This is a genomic window from Dyella subtropica, from assembly GCF_026283965.1.
Classification (GTDB): Bacteria; Pseudomonadota; Gammaproteobacteria; order Xanthomonadales; family Rhodanobacteraceae; genus Dyella_D; species Dyella_D subtropica.
Genome location: NZ_JAPDPD010000013.1, coordinates 79,093 through 95,135, shown reverse-complemented (window position 1 = coordinate 95,135; position 16,043 = coordinate 79,093). Strand labels below are relative to the sequence as shown.

The 16,043-nt window shown below is 60.7% G+C and carries 19 protein-coding genes; 10 read left to right on the top strand and 9 right to left on the bottom strand.

Annotated features, from left to right (window positions below; all coding sequences use genetic code 11):
• Positions 1–41: 41 nt before the first annotated feature.
• Positions 42–455 (top strand): VOC family protein, encoded by a 414-nt coding sequence (locus OUZ45_RS12865; RefSeq protein ID WP_266170519.1) that lies wholly within the window; start codon positions 42–44, stop codon positions 453–455.
• A gap of 97 nt (positions 456–552) precedes the next feature.
• On the opposite strand, the gene OUZ45_RS12860 is transcribed toward OUZ45_RS12865, so the two are convergent.
• Positions 553–1,473: a LysR family transcriptional regulator gene (locus tag OUZ45_RS12860; protein WP_266170518.1), complete on the bottom strand. Its 921-nt coding sequence runs from the start codon at positions 1,471–1,473 to the stop codon at positions 553–555.
• A 115-nt stretch (positions 1,474–1,588) separates the two neighbouring features.
• Here OUZ45_RS12860 and OUZ45_RS12855 point away from each other — a divergent pair, with 115 nt between their 5' ends.
• Positions 1,589–2,014 carry a nuclear transport factor 2 family protein gene (locus OUZ45_RS12855; protein ID WP_266170517.1) on the top strand — a complete coding sequence of 142 codons (426 nt, stop codon included), beginning with the start codon at positions 1,589–1,591 and terminating at the stop codon, positions 2,012–2,014.
• A gap of 139 nt (positions 2,015–2,153) precedes the next feature.
• On the opposite strand, the gene OUZ45_RS12850 is transcribed toward OUZ45_RS12855, so the two are convergent.
• A complete protein-coding gene (locus tag OUZ45_RS12850; protein WP_266170516.1) occupies positions 2,154–3,074 on the bottom strand; it encodes an alpha/beta fold hydrolase in 921 nt (306 codons plus the stop codon).
• A gap of 168 nt (positions 3,075–3,242) precedes the next feature.
• The gene (locus tag OUZ45_RS12845; protein ID WP_266170515.1) at positions 3,243–3,992 is read right to left on the bottom strand and encodes an SDR family oxidoreductase; all 750 of its coding nucleotides are present in this window, start codon (positions 3,990–3,992) and stop codon (positions 3,243–3,245) included.
• 108 nt (positions 3,993–4,100) lie between these two features.
• On the opposite strand from OUZ45_RS12845, the gene OUZ45_RS12840 reads away from it, so the two are divergent.
• The gene (locus OUZ45_RS12840) at positions 4,101–5,018 is read left to right on the top strand and encodes a LysR family transcriptional regulator (protein WP_266170514.1); all 918 of its coding nucleotides are present in this window, start codon (positions 4,101–4,103) and stop codon (positions 5,016–5,018) included.
• Between the two features lie 171 nt (positions 5,019–5,189).
• Here OUZ45_RS12840 and OUZ45_RS12835 read toward each other — a convergent pair whose 3' ends face one another.
• Positions 5,190–6,101, bottom strand: a complete 912-nt coding sequence (locus tag OUZ45_RS12835; RefSeq protein WP_266170513.1) for a LysR family transcriptional regulator — start codon at positions 6,099–6,101, stop codon at positions 5,190–5,192.
• A gap of 162 nt (positions 6,102–6,263) precedes the next feature.
• Here OUZ45_RS12835 and OUZ45_RS12830 point away from each other — a divergent pair, with 162 nt between their 5' ends.
• Positions 6,264–6,842 (top strand): YceI family protein, encoded by a 579-nt coding sequence (locus OUZ45_RS12830; RefSeq protein WP_266170512.1) that lies wholly within the window; start codon positions 6,264–6,266, stop codon positions 6,840–6,842.
• 183 nt (positions 6,843–7,025) lie between these two features.
• Positions 7,026–7,826 (top strand): NmrA family NAD(P)-binding protein, encoded by an 801-nt coding sequence (locus tag OUZ45_RS12825; RefSeq protein ID WP_266170511.1) that lies wholly within the window; start codon positions 7,026–7,028, stop codon positions 7,824–7,826.
• Positions 7,827–8,156: 330 nt separating this feature from the next.
• Here OUZ45_RS12825 and OUZ45_RS12820 read toward each other — a convergent pair whose 3' ends face one another.
• Positions 8,157–8,837 (bottom strand): TetR/AcrR family transcriptional regulator, encoded by a 681-nt coding sequence (locus OUZ45_RS12820; protein WP_266170510.1) that lies wholly within the window; start codon positions 8,835–8,837, stop codon positions 8,157–8,159.
• Between the two features lie 155 nt (positions 8,838–8,992).
• Here OUZ45_RS12820 and OUZ45_RS12815 point away from each other — a divergent pair, with 155 nt between their 5' ends.
• Both OUZ45_RS12815 and OUZ45_RS12810 read left to right on the top strand, forming a co-directional pair.
• Entirely contained in the window at positions 8,993–9,394 is a 402-nt protein-coding gene (locus OUZ45_RS12815) for a nuclear transport factor 2 family protein (protein ID WP_266170509.1), read from the top strand.
• A 21-nt stretch (positions 9,395–9,415) separates the two neighbouring features.
• Complete coding sequence (locus OUZ45_RS12810) at positions 9,416–10,174, top strand: SDR family oxidoreductase (protein WP_266170508.1); 759 nt, start codon at positions 9,416–9,418, stop codon at positions 10,172–10,174.
• Between the two features lie 164 nt (positions 10,175–10,338).
• Here OUZ45_RS12810 and OUZ45_RS12805 read toward each other — a convergent pair whose 3' ends face one another.
• Together OUZ45_RS12805 and OUZ45_RS12800 are read right to left on the bottom strand one after the other, a co-directional pair.
• Positions 10,339–11,103 carry an SDR family oxidoreductase gene (locus tag OUZ45_RS12805; RefSeq protein WP_266170507.1) on the bottom strand — a complete coding sequence of 255 codons (765 nt, stop codon included), beginning with the start codon at positions 11,101–11,103 and terminating at the stop codon, positions 10,339–10,341.
• Between the two features lie 160 nt (positions 11,104–11,263).
• Positions 11,264–11,698, bottom strand: a complete 435-nt coding sequence (locus OUZ45_RS12800; RefSeq protein ID WP_266170506.1) for a DUF6130 family protein — start codon at positions 11,696–11,698, stop codon at positions 11,264–11,266.
• A gap of 107 nt (positions 11,699–11,805) precedes the next feature.
• On the opposite strand from OUZ45_RS12800, the gene OUZ45_RS12795 reads away from it, so the two are divergent.
• From OUZ45_RS12795 to OUZ45_RS12785, 3 genes are all read left to right on the top strand, one after another.
• On the top strand, positions 11,806–12,465 hold the full coding sequence (locus OUZ45_RS12795; protein ID WP_266170505.1) for a TetR/AcrR family transcriptional regulator: 660 nt from the start codon (positions 11,806–11,808) through the stop codon (positions 12,463–12,465).
• 230 nt (positions 12,466–12,695) lie between these two features.
• Positions 12,696–13,076 carry a hypothetical protein gene (locus tag OUZ45_RS12790; RefSeq protein WP_266170504.1) on the top strand — a complete coding sequence of 127 codons (381 nt, stop codon included), beginning with the start codon at positions 12,696–12,698 and terminating at the stop codon, positions 13,074–13,076.
• Positions 13,077–13,129: 53 nt separating this feature from the next.
• Positions 13,130–13,861, top strand: a complete 732-nt coding sequence (locus OUZ45_RS12785) for a hypothetical protein (RefSeq protein ID WP_266170503.1) — start codon at positions 13,130–13,132, stop codon at positions 13,859–13,861.
• A 127-nt stretch (positions 13,862–13,988) separates the two neighbouring features.
• Here OUZ45_RS12785 and OUZ45_RS12780 read toward each other — a convergent pair whose 3' ends face one another.
• Complete coding sequence (locus OUZ45_RS12780; RefSeq protein WP_266170502.1) at positions 13,989–14,171, bottom strand: hypothetical protein; 183 nt, start codon at positions 14,169–14,171, stop codon at positions 13,989–13,991.
• Between the two features lie 411 nt (positions 14,172–14,582).
• Positions 14,583–15,725: a hypothetical protein gene (locus OUZ45_RS12775; protein ID WP_266170501.1), complete on the bottom strand. Its 1,143-nt coding sequence runs from the start codon at positions 15,723–15,725 to the stop codon at positions 14,583–14,585.
• Positions 15,726–16,043 lie beyond the last annotated feature (318 nt).

Below are 16,043 nucleotides of genomic sequence, written 5' to 3'. Positions count from 1 at the left end.
CGCGGTCATCCTGCCGCGGCTTACATCCAAAGGTCAAAATAATGAGCAAGAAGATCTTCGTTAACCTGCCGGTGACCGACCTAAAGCGATCAATGGCGTTCTACGAGGCCGTTGGTGCAGTCAACAATCCCGCATTCAGTGACGACACCGCAGCGTGCATGGTGTTCTCCGATACGATTTACGCGATGCTTCTCACACACGACAAGTGGCGCCAGTTCACGAGCAAGCGGATCGTCGATGCGCACGTGGATGCACAGGTACTGCTGTGTCTGTCAGCGGATGGTCGCGAAGAGGTGTCCAGCCTGGTCGACAAAGCGAGTGGTGCCGGCGGCAAGGCGGACCCCACGCCCGTGCAGGACTACGGCTTCATGTATGGCCGCAGCTTCGAGGATCCAGACGGTCATATTTGGGAAGTGATGTGGATGGATCTCAACGCCGCCCCGCCCCACGGCTGAGTATTCCTTCAACGAGCAGGAGTCCCGCGTCTAGTCGCGCCGGTCAAGAAAGTCCGCCTCCTATCTGGGGCGGACTTTGCCTCGACTCACGCGGTGACTAGCTCTTGGAGCCCTTCGGCTCGAGCTGCGTCTCGAAGCGATCCGCTAGCCAATCGATGAACACACGCAGACGTTGCGACAGATGGCGGTTCGGCGGGTAGACGAGATGCAGGGGGTAGGGCTTGGGGCGCCAACGTGGCAGCACTTCGACAAGATCGCCTCTGGCTACGGCATCACGAGCGATAAAGGCGAAAGTCTGGATCACGCCGAGGCCGGCCAGCCCGGCGGCAAAGTGAGCGTTGCTCTCATTGATCCCTACGGCATGGCGGGCGCTGATCTGAAGCCGGCGCCCGTTGTTCTCGAAGTGCATCGGATGGGGTCGCCCGGTGAGGGCGGAAAGATAGTTCACCACCGGATGCGTCTCCTCCAGATCATGCGGATGTTTCGGCTTGCCATGGCGCTTGACGTAGTCGGGTGAGGCACAGGTGATCCAGCTCGCGCGACCGATGGTGCGCGCGACCAGGCCGGGATCGGTGAGTGCGCCACCGCGGATCACGCAATCGACGTTGTCGCCGATAAGGTCCACGTGACGATCAGACACGCCGAGGTCGATGCGGATATCCGGATAGCGAGCGAGGAAATCCGGAAGCGCAGGTACGAGCAGGCTGCTTGCTACCGAAGAACCCAGGTCCACGCGCAGATGTCCGCGCGGGCGTGCATGGGCGGCGCTGAAGCTCGCATCGATGTCCTCCAGTTCCTTCAGCACGCGCGCACTCTTTTCATAGTACGCGGAGCCATCAGGAGTGACGACGATGCGGCGTGTCGTGCGCTGAAGCAATTGCACACCCAGGTGCGCTTCTAGCGTTTGCACCAGCTTGCTGACCGTTGCCTTCGGAAGCTGCAGCGAATCAGCGGCCTTGGTGAAGTTGCCAACCTCGACTACGCGGGCGAAGGCACGGATGGCAAGCAGCTGGTCCATGGCGATTGTCCATGCAGGTGGATAAAGAATGCTTTATGGGCGACTTTATCAGTCAATGCCACGGGGCTACGTTAAGCGCGTCGGCATAAGCCCTCATACGTAGAGGTAGACTTCCATGAACACCACCCTCAAAGACAACGTTGCCTTGACCCCCGCGCAATTGCTGCGGGCCTATCTCTCCGAGATACAGGATCCCGCGGCTGTAGCCGCACTGTTCGCCGACGATGGCGTACTCGAATTGCCGGCGCTGGCTTCAATGGGCATCGACGCTCGTGCACAGGGGCCGGCTGCCATCGAGAAGTTCATTTCCAGCTTGCTGGCCAACGTCCCGGACTTCCGTTTTCAGGACATCCACATCTTTATCGAAACGCCCGATCAGGCTTTCGGCGAATACAGTGTTGAAGCGCCCGTGCTTTCTACCGGCAAACTCTATCGCCAGACCTATGCCGGGCGACTTGTCGCGGAGCGCGGAAAGATCAAGCTGCTGCGCGAATCGCTGGATACGCTGGCGGCATATCGGGCCTTCAGCAAAGACGGTTGACCAGGCTCTGATCGGTGGCGCCGTCGGCACGATGGCAGTGAAGCGCCTGTGCCGACTGCGCATCAACAAGGTCCGCATTGGGCTGAAGTCGCAACCCAAAACGGACCCTTTCAGGGCATGGAAATCCGCATGTCACGGGTTACCTGATGGGCTTGCCGTCAGCAAAGTTGCGTACCGCGGTGATGGTTGTGTCCGGTGCCTCCTCCATGAGCCAGTGGCCGGCGTGGGGGATCACAAGTTCGGTCACGTTGCTTGCCGCATTCCGCATCACGATCGCCTCATTGGCGCCGAACGACTTTTCTCCCCCAATGGCAAGCACCGGCATAGTCAGCTTTGTGGCTGACGACGCTTTGTTGTCCTCGACATCTTGCCGGATGGAACGGAACTGGGCGAAAGCGGAATGCATGGCGCCTGGGTGGGCATAGAGTTCCGCGTAGTGCTGGCGCGTGCCTTCGTCGACCTTGCCCGGATCACCCGCGAACTCGTTCCAGAATCGATCAAGATAGATGCGTTCACGACCCGCGACGAGACGCTCCATGTCCGGTCCGCCAAAGTCGAAATGCCATAGCTGGGGGGAGCGAACGATCTGGTCCCACGGCGCAATGCCAGGGACGGGGGCGTCCATCACAATAAGGCGATCGGTTTTGTGGGGGTAACGCGCAGCGTAGGCATAGGCCACCATGGTCCCGATGTCGTGCCCCACGATCACGGCATGGTCGACGCCGAGCCTGGTCAACACAGCGCGTATGTCTGCCGCCTGGGTCTTCTTGTCGTAACCGCTCTCTGGATGTGATGAAAGGCCCATGCCGCGCAGGTCAGGCACGACGACCGTGTGGTCGCTGGCGAGGTTCGCGGCCAATGGAGCCCACATATCGCCGGTGTCGCCAAAGCCATGTAGCAGGACGACGGTCGGGCCTTTTCCACCCACGCGGACGTGGATAGTGGCGCCATTTGTCTGGATGTCCTGGGTTTTGAAGGACGTCGGAAAGGGCTTGACGTCGGCCACTGCGGGCAGACTGAGCGCCATGGACAAGGCTGTACCGAGCAGGAAACGAAACATGAGATTGACTCCGGAATAGGTGTCTCGCGGTGACGGATGGGATCCGCTGGCCGTAACGAAGCGGCGGCGCTGCTTCGTCACAAGGGCTAATTCACCGGAGACAGGGTTAGGTGCACGTGATCGAGGCGCGCCATCGACGGGGGATGCAGTGCCGGTCTATGTCCGACCTCAGAGCTGACTCATGCCTCCGTCGGCAATGATTTCCGTGCCGACGATGAAGGCGGATTCGGGTGAGGACAGGTGCAGTACCGTCGATGCGATTTCGGCCGGCTTGCCAAAGCGGCCAAGCGGTACCTGAGCCTGGATCTGAGCGGCCGTCGCCTTCAAAGAGGCCTCGTCCAGACCGAGCTTCCCGTACAGTGGCGTTTCCACGGGGCCGGGGCTAACCACGTTGACACGCGCGCCACGCGACAAGAGTTCGGCGGAAAGCGTCTTGGCCAGGGAGATCACCGCTGCCTTGCTGGCCGCGTAGACCGATGAGCCCGGCATGCCGATATGCGCGTTGATGGAGCCGTTGATGACCAACGACGCGCCTTGATTGAGCAGCGGCAGCAGCGCCTGGATCTGGAAATACAGCCCCTTCACGTTCACGTTGAATATCTGATCCCAGAATGACTCGTCGACATCCGGGAACGGCGAGAACTTGGCGCTGCCCGCGTTGAGAAAGACAGCATCCAGCAGGATGCCTTGCGCACTGAGGTTGCCGGCCAACTCCCTGGCGCTCGCAACGGTGCTGGCGTCGTTGCGAATGGCCACTGCCTTTGGGCCCAAAGTGGCTACGGCCTTCTCAAGAGAGGTCCGATCGCGGCCGGTGATGATGACGCGGGCACCTTCTTCGGCGTAGGCCTGAGCAGTGGCCAGGCCGATGCCGCTATTGCCGCCGGTGACCAAAACGGTTTTGCCTTCGAAGCGGTTCATGGTGTTCTCCAGTGATGGGTTGGGGGTGGAGCGTTGGACGTCATGTTGCGCGGCCGGTGCGCACTTGCCGTACCATCTCGTTGCCGTACTCGTTCGAAAGGATCGAATATGTTGTCCGAAGACGAATTGGCCTTGCTTGAAGCCATTCGCGACAGCGGAAGCCTTTCCCGCGCGGCCGTTCGGCTGGGCAAGGCACCGTCAACCGTTTCGCACGCGGCGCGGCAGCTGGAGGCGCGTTTCGATGCGCTTCTGTTCGATAGGCGCCGCTATCGGTTGCAGCTGACGCCTGCCGGTCAGCTGCTGGCGCAGGAGGCTGCTCGCCTCAGCCTCGATGTTGCCCGCCTGACCCGACGCGTAAAGCAGGTGGCTGGCGGCTGGGAAGATCGGCTATGGATCGTGACGGACGAGCTCATGGAGTTCGAGCTGCTGATGCCGATCATTCGTGCGTTCGACGCGCAGCAATCCGGAGTCGCATTGCGTATGACGCATGAAGTGCTAGGTGGTACATGGGAGGCACTGCGTGAAGGGCGAGCCGATTTGGTTATCGGCGCCACCAACGAGCCGCCCGCCATGCCGAACCTGCGCTGGCATGAGCTGGGTGTGATTGACTGGGTGTTTGCCATCTCGCCTCGGCACCCCTTGGCCAAGTCGAACGAACCGCTGACACCCGACATGATCACCGCCCATCGCTCGGTGGTCGTTGCGGACACTTCGCGCCGAAGCGAAGGCAAGGTCTATGGTGTTCTTGGCGGACAGGCCACGCTTGCGGTGCCAAGCATGCGCGCCAAGGCATTAGCGCAACGCGACGGGCTCGGTGTGGGCTGGCTACCCCGGCAGCGCATCAGCGCGATGCTCAAGAGCGGCGAGCTTGTGGAACGACGCGTGGTCGATCCACGCGAGCCGAATGTTCTCTATCTTGCCTGGCGCAGCGACCAGGAGGGGCGCGCGCTGAAGTGGTGGATCGAGCAGCTGCATCAACCCCGCCTGGCCAAGCGGCTCATCCAGGGAAAGAACCTTGTCGAGTAAGTGGATACTTTGATTTCGCAGAGTTGGCGATGTCCGCTTTCGACCCAGGCGGTCCCTTCTGAAGCGGGTGCACGGCTGCATTCCTAGAGGACTGGCTTAGATGAATCGAGACCAGTATCGGGCATGCAGCCGACGCTCCCCGCTGAAGGATTCAATCTCTTGTCGGCTGTCTTAGCTCTGTGAAAGGCTTGTCATCGCTTCGCTGAGCTTCTCCCATAGAAAATCGCCGAAGACCGCTACCGCGGGTGGCACGGGTGGACGGCTCGTGTATACGAGCTGCAGGCCGAGTTCGGTGCTTGCGCGCCGATAGGTGGGCAGCACGTGTGTGAGTTGCCCCTTCGCGATGAGGGGCTCAACCAGCAGCTGTGGTAGCAGTGCAATACCCAGCCCCGCCCTGCAAGCTTGGACCAGCACGCGCATATCGTTGACTGCAAACCGGCTGTTGACCGACACCTCCTGACTACCGCGTGGACCCTGCAGACGCCACATGGTGCGACCCTGGCGATTGGAAATCGTCAGGCAGTCGTGCTCGGCCAGCTCGCGCAGTGTGCGCGGCGAAGGGCGCCGTTTCAGATAGGCCGGACTCGCCGCGAGGATCAATGCATTCGGCGCAAGCCGACGTACCTTGAAGCCGCTACCGGTCTCGATGCCCATGCGCACGGCCAGATCGATGCGCTCGGCGATCAGATCGGTCGGCGTATCGTCGAGCAGGAAGTCGATGCGGACGTGTGGATAGCGCGTGTAGAACTCGGCCAGCCATTCCATGCGGAAGAATTCGAACAGGCCGGCCATCGCGGTGACGCGAACCGAGCCGGACGGTGCCTGCACATCTGCATGGAGCCGCTCGATTTCCAAGATCTGATCAAGCGCCGGCGCATAGCGTTCGAACAGCGCCTGACCTTCCGCGCTCGGCGCGAGTTTGCGTGTCGAGCGATGCAGCAGACGCGTGCCAAGTTGCCCTTCGAGTTGATCGATGCGCCGGCTCAGCGTATTTGCCGGCATACGCAGACGTCGCGCCGCCTCGGAGAAACTGCCGGCGCGCACCACCTGGACGAACATCGCCAGATCATTCAGGTCGAGCATTCGAGTTATCCAAAAATGGATTAAACCAATCCTATTTTTCCATCTGGTGATGAGCGCTTTCAACCCTCAAGTTAGCGGTGTCACGCAGTAGACAGCCGCTTCCTGGCTGCCGGCATGGCAAGTCAAATACCTGGAGGGCATCCCATGAAGAAGGAGAGTGATGTGAAGAAGCATCTGATGATCGCGGCTGGGGCACTCGTCGCCTCGCTGTCGTTTTCGGCATTCGCGGACGTGTCGACGTACCAGTTTGATCCGACCCACACGTACCCGAGCTTCGAGGCCGACCACTTCGGCGGCCTGTCGGTCTGGCGTGGCAAGTTCGACAAGTCGCAGGGCACGGTGACGCTCGATCGCGAGGCAAGGACGGGCACTGTTGAGGTGACGACCGCCATTGCATCGGTCCACACCGGCGACGCGAAGCTCGACCAGGCGCTGCAGTCGGATCAGTTCTTCGCTGCGACGAAGTTCCCGGAGGCGACCTACAAGGGCACGATCAAGTTCGAGGGCGACAAGCCGGCCTCTGTCATCGGCAACCTGACGATGCACGGTGTGACCAAACCGCTGACGTTGACGATCAACTCCTTCAAGTGCATGCCGCATCCGATGCTCAAGCGCGAAGTGTGTGGCGTCGACGCGGTCGGCGAATTCGATCGCGGCGATTTCGGCGTCGACTATGGCAAGGCGTACGGCTTCAGCATGAAAGCCAAGCTGCTCATTTCGGCCGAAGCACTCAAGCAGTAAGTCCGTTCAGAGATAAGACTCATGAAACGGCTACCTGCGTGAAGTAGCACCGCCCAAAAAACACCCATTGGAGAACAATCATGTCGAACACCCAGAAGCTCATCGCCGTCGTCGGCGCAACCGGTCAGCAAGGCGGCGCTGTTGTGCGCGCGCTGCAGGCGAGTGGTCAATTCAAAGTGCGCGTTGACGCGCGATCCGGCCAAGCATCCGAAGCTGGGCGACGAAGTCGTTCTGGCGGATTTCAATCGCCCGGAAACACTTAAAGCCGCGTTTGCCGGAGCGCACGGCGTTTTCCTGGTGACCAATGCCTGGGAAGCCGGTGCGGATGAGCCCAAGCAGGCACTCGCCGCCGTCAACGCGGCGAAAGACGCCGGCGTGCAACACCTGATCTGGTCGACGCTCCCGAACGTGGAGACGATCAGCCACGGCAAGATCAACGTTCCGCATTTCACGGACAAAGCGAAGGTCGAACGTCTCGTGAGCGAAGCCGGATTTGCCTACCACACGTTTGTCATTGCTCCGTTCTATTACCAAAACCTGCTCGGCGCCATGGCCCCGCAGAAACAAGCGGACGGCACCGCGGGTTGGGCGCTGCCGCTTGATCCCGAGCGGCGAGTCATCCACATGGGCGACATCACTGAACTCGGCCGCATCGTGGCTGGAGCGTTCGCGCAGCCGGAACTCGCCGGGCACGGTGACCATTTGCCGCTGGTCGGCGACTTCTTGAGCTTCAGCGAGGTCATCGCCACCCTGAATCGCCAAGGAAACGAGTTCTCGTTCCAGCGAGTCCCGCGCGAGGTTTTTGCGGGCTGGTTCCCAGGCGCCGAGGACGTCGCGGCGATGCTCGCCTACTTCGAAGCGCACACCTATCTCGGCTCGGATTCGCGCGACGCGATCGCGCTCGCCAACAGAGTCGCCGGCCAGCAGCCGACGACGTTTGCGGCATGGGCCAAAGCTAACTTTGCGATCCCAGTAACCGTCTGAAAACCTAACGCTCCGAACGAGCGAAGCGCACTCGTCAAACCACGAGGGCGCGCCCGCTTCTGCAAAAAATTGCCCAGGCTTCGCCTATGGGACGTCCTCTTAACGCGCATGCCCAGATGGCGCATTCTCTGGCGGCGCTCGCGACAACCTCTCACTGTCGTCACCCCGGCGCAGGCCGGGGTCCAGTGGCGTTGCCGCTTCGATGTTTGCGTTATCGCGACCTGGAGAACGCGAACACAAAAGACACCCCACAGCTCCTGCCCCCCCATGTTCCGGCGTAGAGATTTTGACCAGGCTCTGAGCGCACCAGGTGGTTAGCGAACAGAAATCTCAAATACCCGGAGTGCATCCCTCGATGGCTTGCAGCAACTGCTGACGTCCATCCTTCAGTATTTCCTCGGCGAGGTCAGGATCAACCTCGACGACAGCGCGCGAAAGCATCAGCGAGCCAACCATCTGGCTGAATAGAGCGATGGCCTTTTTTCTTCTCTCTTGTGGGTTCTCGCCGTCGATCACGCCCGCTAGCTGATCGACATTCCATGTCAGTCCGCGCGCATAGGACTGTCGCGCTTCCTTGCCGAGTCGCCGCACATCGCCGGCGAACGCCGTCAACGGACAACCCGCTTCGATGTTGGCGAGGTGATCCGGGGACAAGTACCACTCGATGTGCCGCTTCATGGGATCGGCCGCGGCGGCCTTCGACGCCTGGATGCCGGCGACGAGCTGGGCCGCGCCATCTTCCATCGCCTTCTCCATGACGGCAGCGACCAAGGCGTCCTTCGATTTGAAGTGGTTGTAGAAGCCGCCTTGGGTGAAGCCCGCAGCCTTGGTCAGCTCGGTCAAACCCACCGCCGCCACGCCGCGCTCGCGGAAGAGCTTTTCCGCGGCGGCGACAATAGATCGTTTGTTTTCAACAGCTTGCTGCTTTGAAACGCCCATGTGGCCACTCCTGTCTGGCAACCCGGTCATGGCTTGCCTGAAATTACAATGGTGATCACCATTGACAATCACCCGAAAGCGGCATCATCATACCCTTCATCAATGGTGATCACCATTGTGATTTCAGCCTCATGCCAGCCGCTAACCACAGTGCTTAGAGCAACATCGATAAATCCGCGCTGGGCGCACTGCCACCTGAACTACCAACCATCGAAGAGGGAACGACCATGTCAAAGACCTCATCCGAACAGAACAAGGCCCTTGTCCTCGAGGCATTCGACACGCTGTTCAACAAGCGCGACTACGAAGCCGCCGAGCACTTCTGGTCCGACAAGTACATCCAGCACAGCGCGCATATCGAGCCGGGCCGCGAAGGCCTGTTCAATCTGATCCGCAGCATCCCCAGCACCTTGCGTTACGAGCATGGACTGATCCTGGCCGAGGGCGATTACGTCATCGTGCATGGACGTTTTTCCGGTATCGGCCGTCCGGCGGCGTGGATCGCCACGGACGTCGTGCGCATCGAAAACGGCAAGCTCGCCGAGCACTGGGATGTGCTGCAAGACGAAGCAACGCAAGCCGAATCCAAGAGTGGATTGCCGATGTTCGGCAATCGCTTTCCCGCCTGATCTCATCTACGGAGAACGCTCATGAAACTCACAGGCAACACGATCCTTATTACCGGCGGTGGCTCGGGCATCGGTCGCGGCTTCGCCGAAGCGCTGCACAAGCTGGGCAACAAGGTCATTATCGCCGGCCGGCGGCGCAGTCATCTCAACGACGTGATCGCAGCCAATCCCGGTATGGAAGCGGTTGAGCTCGACATCGCCGATCCGGCCAGCATCGATCGCGTGGCCGCGACATTGATCGTCGATCATCCCGAACTCAATGTCCTCATCAACAATGCCGGCATCATGCAAGCCGATACCGTTGCCGGGAAGATCGACGACGCTCTGCTGACCTCGACCATCTCGACAAATTTGATGGGGCCGATCCGCATGACATCGGCGCTGATCGAGCACTTGAAGAGCAAGGACAACGCGGTCGTGGCGTACACGACTTCCGCGCTTGCCTTCGTGCCGATGGCCGTCACCGGCATCTATTCATCGACCAAGGCAGCGCTTCACTCCTACATCCTGTCGCAGCGCTTCATGCTCCGGCATACGGGTGTTCGCGTGATTGAGATCGCGCCGCCCTGGGTACGCACCGAACTCATGAACAGCCAGGAGGCCGAGCAAGCCATGCCGCTCGATCAGTTCATTGCTGAAGCGATGACGATCCTTGGCACGGATGCGGACGAGATCGTGGTCGAGGCCGCCAAGATGTTCCGTGCCAATGTTGGCCCGGGCGAGCACGACCTCGTCAATGGCTTCAACGAGCAGGCGGTTGCGATCTTTGGCGGCGCCTGAGCCGATGGTTGTGGGTGCCTGGACCTACGCTGCGCCATGGATGGCGCTCCAGCTCCTGGCGAAGTCTTGATCGCAACCGTTATATCCGGGCCTTTCCTGTCTACGAGTCAGCCATCTACGGTTTGATGCATAGAGGGATCGAGATGCCCGAGCTCGCTACGCTCTCACGTCCGAGTGATGGACACCCCGCCATCCACCATGAGCGCCGACCCCGTCGTGAAACTGGAGGCATCGGAAGCGAGGTAGAGCGCCGATCGCGCAATCTCCTCGGGTAGCGCAAGACGCTTCAGTGCGTGCAAGCCTTCGACGAAGGCGCGCGCCTCGGGTGTATTGACGGTGGCACGGCCCATGGGTGTGTCGGTGCCACCGGGCAGAAGGGCGTTGGCGCGGATGCCCTTGGCGCCGAATTCTGCGGCAATCACTTGGGTGAGGCCGATCAAGCCGGCTTTGCTCGCCGCATACGCCCCCATGCCGGGGAAGCCCACGGTGTGGCCGACAAAGGTGGAGGTAAAAATGATGGAGCCGCCACCTCGCTCCGCCATGGCCGGGATTTGATACTTCGCGCCGAGAAATGCGCTGGTCAGGTTGATGTCGAGCGTCTCGCGCCAGGCATCCACTGAAATATCAGGCACCGGTACGGCATCGCCGGTCGAACCGACATTGTTGAAAGCGATATCCAGGCCGCCAAACCGGCTGACCGCGGTCTCCACCAAGGCACGGGCCAGCTGCTCATCTCTTACGTCACCGGCGATGGCCACCGCTTCGCCGCCTTCACGCTCGATCTCGGCAACCAGCGCATCGAGCTCGTGCTGACGACGCGCAGCCACGACGACTTTTGCGCCTTCTTTAGCGAATAGTTTGGCCGCTTCGTATCCAATTCCCGAGCTTGCGCCGGTGACGATGGCTACTTTCTTCGACAGCTGTCCCATGTGTTTGAACCTTCCGTTCGACTGGCTTTGAGTGGAAGGCGAAAATCACAGATCGCTCGGGTAGGCGACATCCGTTTCTTGCGGTCAAAGTTGTCGACGGCAGGTGCGGTGTGCGGCGCCAGGACAACCGTGGCGCCGCCCTATCCACTGCACGAGTTGCTCAAGGCTGCTTGGGAATCTCGAACTCCACCGTTTTAACGTCAAGCTCGCGGTGGTTGGCATCGGCCAGTTCCAGCCGGACGCTATGCCTGCCGGCTGGCAGTCCCTGTATGACCACGGGTTCATCGCTGGCTTGCAGCCAATGCCATGCGCTTCCATCGACGCTTACATGCAAATGCCCGAGGCGCGGCTGCACACCAAGTGCTGCCTGGCCATAGACAGGCATGATTTTTACGTGGGTCGCATGGAATGGAATCACCGCGAGGCCCTTCGCCAAAGGGCCAGCTATTGCAGGTTCTACCGTCAGTGTTGCGGGTGCTTCCATGGCAGCAGCAGCTGCCGTTGCCGGCATGGCATGTTCTTGTGCAAACACGGCGGGTACCGACGCAAACAAGAGGAAAGCAAAGGCGATGGACGAGCGACTTGTTTTCAGCACGACATGTTCCTCATGGGATGGACGAGTCAATGTAAGCGATGATTACATTGGCCTCTGAAGGCCGTCAAGTCGAACCTCCGCGCCGCTACGGATTGCTAGAATGGCGTATGCCATCCCCTCCAACGCGCCAACGCAAAGCTCGCGGAAAGTCGGCTCCGCAGCGGCCTTATCACCACGGCAACCTGCAGCAAACGCTGATCGAAACGGCGGTGCAGCTGATCGAAGCCGGTGGGCTGGAGAACATCACCGTACGTGAGGTGGCGAGAGCGGCAGGCGTATCTCCCGCCGCGCCGTTCCGGCATTTCGCCAACCGCACGGCCTTGCTGACCGCCGTAGCCGAAGAGGCGATGACGCGCCTGACGGCAGAAGTCGAGCGCGGCCTGGCGCAGGAGGCTGGCTCCAACCCTCTTTTGCAGTTTCGCGCCATCGGCCACGCCTTCCTGCGCTGGGCCATAGCCAACCCGACGCATTTTCAAGTGATCTCCAACCGCGCGGTCATCGATTTCGAGACCTCATCGTTGCGCAGTCGCAACGACGCCATTCGTGCTCGGGTCACCGCCTTGTTGGAGCAGGCGCAGGCGCAGGGCCTGCTGCGCCCGGGTGATGTCATGCGCTATCAGATCGGCAGCCGCGCGCTGGTCTACGGACTTGCCCGCATGTATGTCGACGGGCAGTTCCCGAGCTGGGAGCTGGACGAGGAGGCCGCACTTGAGAACAGCCTGGCTGTCTTCGATCAATTCATCGATTCGATCGCCAGTCGTTCCTAAGTAAGCGTCGCCACCCGTCCACGAATGAGTCAACGGATGGTCTCCGCGCTGTGGCGTTTTCCTGCGACAATTCTCAAGCGATGGTATCGACCGAGTCGATCCTCCAGCTGCCAGGGCTTGGCACGTCTGCTCCACGCAGCTAGGGAACAGCGCGTACTAGTCACCATGCACGCTGGGCATCCGCGTGTTCCAAGTTTTCAACGTTCGTAACCATGACTAGGTGGAAAACAATGAAGTTACTTCGCAATGTTTCGGCGGCTTTGTCCGGCGCCGTGCTCAGCTTGGCGCTTGGCGTCGTCGTCAATGCCGTGACGCTGTCGCCGGCTCACGCGGACACCGTGCCGTCGCAGGCTACGCAGCAGTACGCCGATATGTGCGCCAACCAGGCCACCGGTATCCCGGCGCCTTATGGCGAGGCGGATCTGAAGGGGAACCCCAAGCTGGGCGAATACTGCAAGTGTTTCGGTGCCAAGTTTGCGGAGCGTGCGATGGCGTCGGTACAGGGCGGCGGCAAGTCGTCGTCGTTGGATGAGACGGTGAAAGAAGAGCAGGCCATGCGCAACGGCTGCCGCAAGCAAGTCGGTCTGCCCTTGCTGAAGTTCGGTTCCTGACGCCTATGAAGCGGCTCTCTCTTTCTCTCCGCGCCCTTGTCTTCTGCGCTGTCTTGCCCGTATGCGCCTGGGCAGCCAATCCCGCTGCTGGCGCCACACCCAACGCCGGGTCGCCTCCGGGTGGCGTCTATGTGGGCTATTACCAGGAAGACCCGATCACCAATCCCGAAGACCCCACCATGGGCTCGGTGTATCTGAATCTGCCGGCATCCGACAGCAGCTTCTCCGGCAGCATGTACTTCACCTACGTCGGCTGCCAGAGCAGCAACGTGGGCACGATCGCCGGCGTCAAGAAGGCTGCGTCGTTGAATGCCAGCTGGAGCGGCACCCTGGACGGCACGCAGCAAAAGGGCTCGGTGGATGGCACTTACTCCGCGGCCAAGGGCGCTTACTCGGGCACTTTCACCGTGGCCGGCGGCAAGCAGCACATCGATATCCCATCCTGCATCAGCTACTTCATCGCGCCGAAGGGCACGTTCGAGTTGTTCGCCGTGGGCAAGAACACGCCGAGCAATTTCTCGGTATCGCTCAGCGGCAACAGCGTCAGCTGGACGCCGCCCGGCGGCGCGATGATGACGTTGGTATTCGTGCTTGATCCCGCCATCGCCAGCAGCGGTCAGGGCAACGCCACGATGTGGCAAACCCTGGTCATGGGCCCCCAGGGTGCCGCCGATCTGAGCGAAGCCAGACTGGTCAGCGGACATCCTTACGTCATCGCCGTCGGCGCGGCCGACAGCAAGTTCCGGCGTCTGAGTTTTGCGAGCAAGTCGTTTACTGCGCCTTGAGTGAGGCCTGTGAGCCTGGGCGCTTGAAGTTGTTTTAGAGCGGTAGGTAGTGGGTCAGGTTGGTTGCGCGCTATCCGATGAGCCAACCTGATCCGCTTCCTGAGTGGGGCTCGCGTGACACGCCTGCCTATCGAGGCGAACGCAGAACCGATTCCCGCAACGCGGCTTCGTGCTGGACTTCATCCAGGGCCGCCGTTTCTATCGTGTCCAACGCGCTATGCCTTGGGCGTTGCATGGCGGTTGGCGAGTCGATGAGCGCCTTGGCATCCTCCAGGTTTGGATCGGCGTCCATCGTGTTCTTTGTATGCATGGGGGAATCCTTCAGGTCGCGGCGATGTTGTTCATCATGACTTGAAAAGCGGTCAGCTCAAAATGCTACCGGCACTAAGGCCGCCTGGTGTCTTGGATGGGCCACCCATCTCCTCATTCCCGCAGCGATCGGGGCATGTCGGAAGTCACACGCCGACATGGTGCGCAACGCACAGGCGTTCGAGAAGGTGCCGAAGTCTCGCCGCTACCCGAGCCTGCATATCCGCTCGGGCGGTGATCGACGATGAGGTTCATCTAACCGTGTTCTCGTCGAACATCACCCGCGGCTTGATGGCGATGCTGGCGCCTGTGGGTCAGAAGAAAATCTGAGGAAGGGGGTGAGGCTCTGAGGGGCGGGGGAGGTTGAACGCGATCAACTACCTCCGTCCCTGAGGTCTCGATAGAGGATCCGCTACGGGTTGCCCGCATGACACGTTGCCAATCGTGTCGCCAGGCTCTTCTCGGTGAAAAGCCCGCTCGCCACGAGCTTGGCCCGCTCGTCCTTGCCGAGTTCGCCGCACGTGTAGGCCGCGGCAAGTAACATCTGTGTCTTTGGATGGCCGGGGTCTTTCATCAGGCCGAAGTTGGACTCCACCCCGCGCTTGCTCGGCTCGTCGTAGAGCTCGTAGAACTCGACACCTTCGATATTCGCCTCGGTCTGCTCACGGAGGTAATCGATATGCCGCTTGAGGCCTACCAGAGCCTTGGCGTCGTCATACGGCATGCTTCGCGTTGGCGAATAAATCTCGCCGGCATTGAACTCATTGACAATGATGGGCTTGCCGATTTTCTTAAGCTCGGCAAACAGATCGACCGTGCCGGAGGAAACGCTGACCTTGTACGGGTCGGTGTCGGCGCCGTAGTAGTAGTGGTAGGCGAGCTTGTCGACCTTTACGCCTTGCGATTCGAGAAACGGCACAAAGCCGAAATCGGCATAAACGGTATTGACCACGGTGCGCAAGGGTTCGCCGGTCTTGGCGCCGGCATCGTGGATGGCTCGGGACATGCCGCGCAATACGGCCGCCCACTGCTTGGCGACAGGCGTCGCGTAGTCGTCTTTGGATAGCCCTGCGCCACTCTTGAAGCTCTTGCGCAAAGTCAGCTCGTTCTGCAATTCCCAGTCATGGATGCTGCCGGCAAATTGCAGGGCCACCGGATACACGCGATCGTAGCCCTGAGCTTCCAGGCCGGCGTCCGTCTCGGGGTATTTGCCGCCGTCGGTCGGGTCGCTCCAGGTGAAGGGCACGTAGAGAATGGGGTGAAGCGTAACGTGATGCTCCTTGGCCAGGTCGACCATCTTCTGGAGCATCGTGATCGCTTCGGGGGTGTGGCTGGTGAGCGGAATGTCGAAGCGATACGTCTTGAACCCGCGCAACTCCAGGGTTGCAAACTGAGCGGCCTGGTCACTCCACAGCGGCTGGTTGTTGCTTGGATGGCCGCAGATGCCCCAGGTCAGCTCGTGCTTTTCGCTTGCCCAAGCCGTCGGCGAAGCCCCTGTCATCCATGTGGCAAACAGAGCACAAACGATGAGTCTGGCGAGCTGTTTCGTCTTCATGAGCGGGGCTCCGGCGAGTGGCTAGGACGTGGTCTGGAATCCAGTGATGTCAGATCAGGTTACGGGTTTGTCGTGCATCTGCCAGTGCCTTCCACCGATCTTCATCAGCACGTCAATGATTCTCGGCGGAAAGCAGGACTAGAAAGCGGGGCGGGGGTAGTTAACTACCCCGTCCGCCCGAGGTACAGTGCCTCAGAACCGCCAGAGAGAAAGGGGTCTCCATTTCGCCGTTCGAGTCAATAGAGTCATAAACGCCCGGCTCCGGCCTAGCCGGATGGCATGATGTCCCGTGATGCAGATGATCGCCAGCCGCTGTGT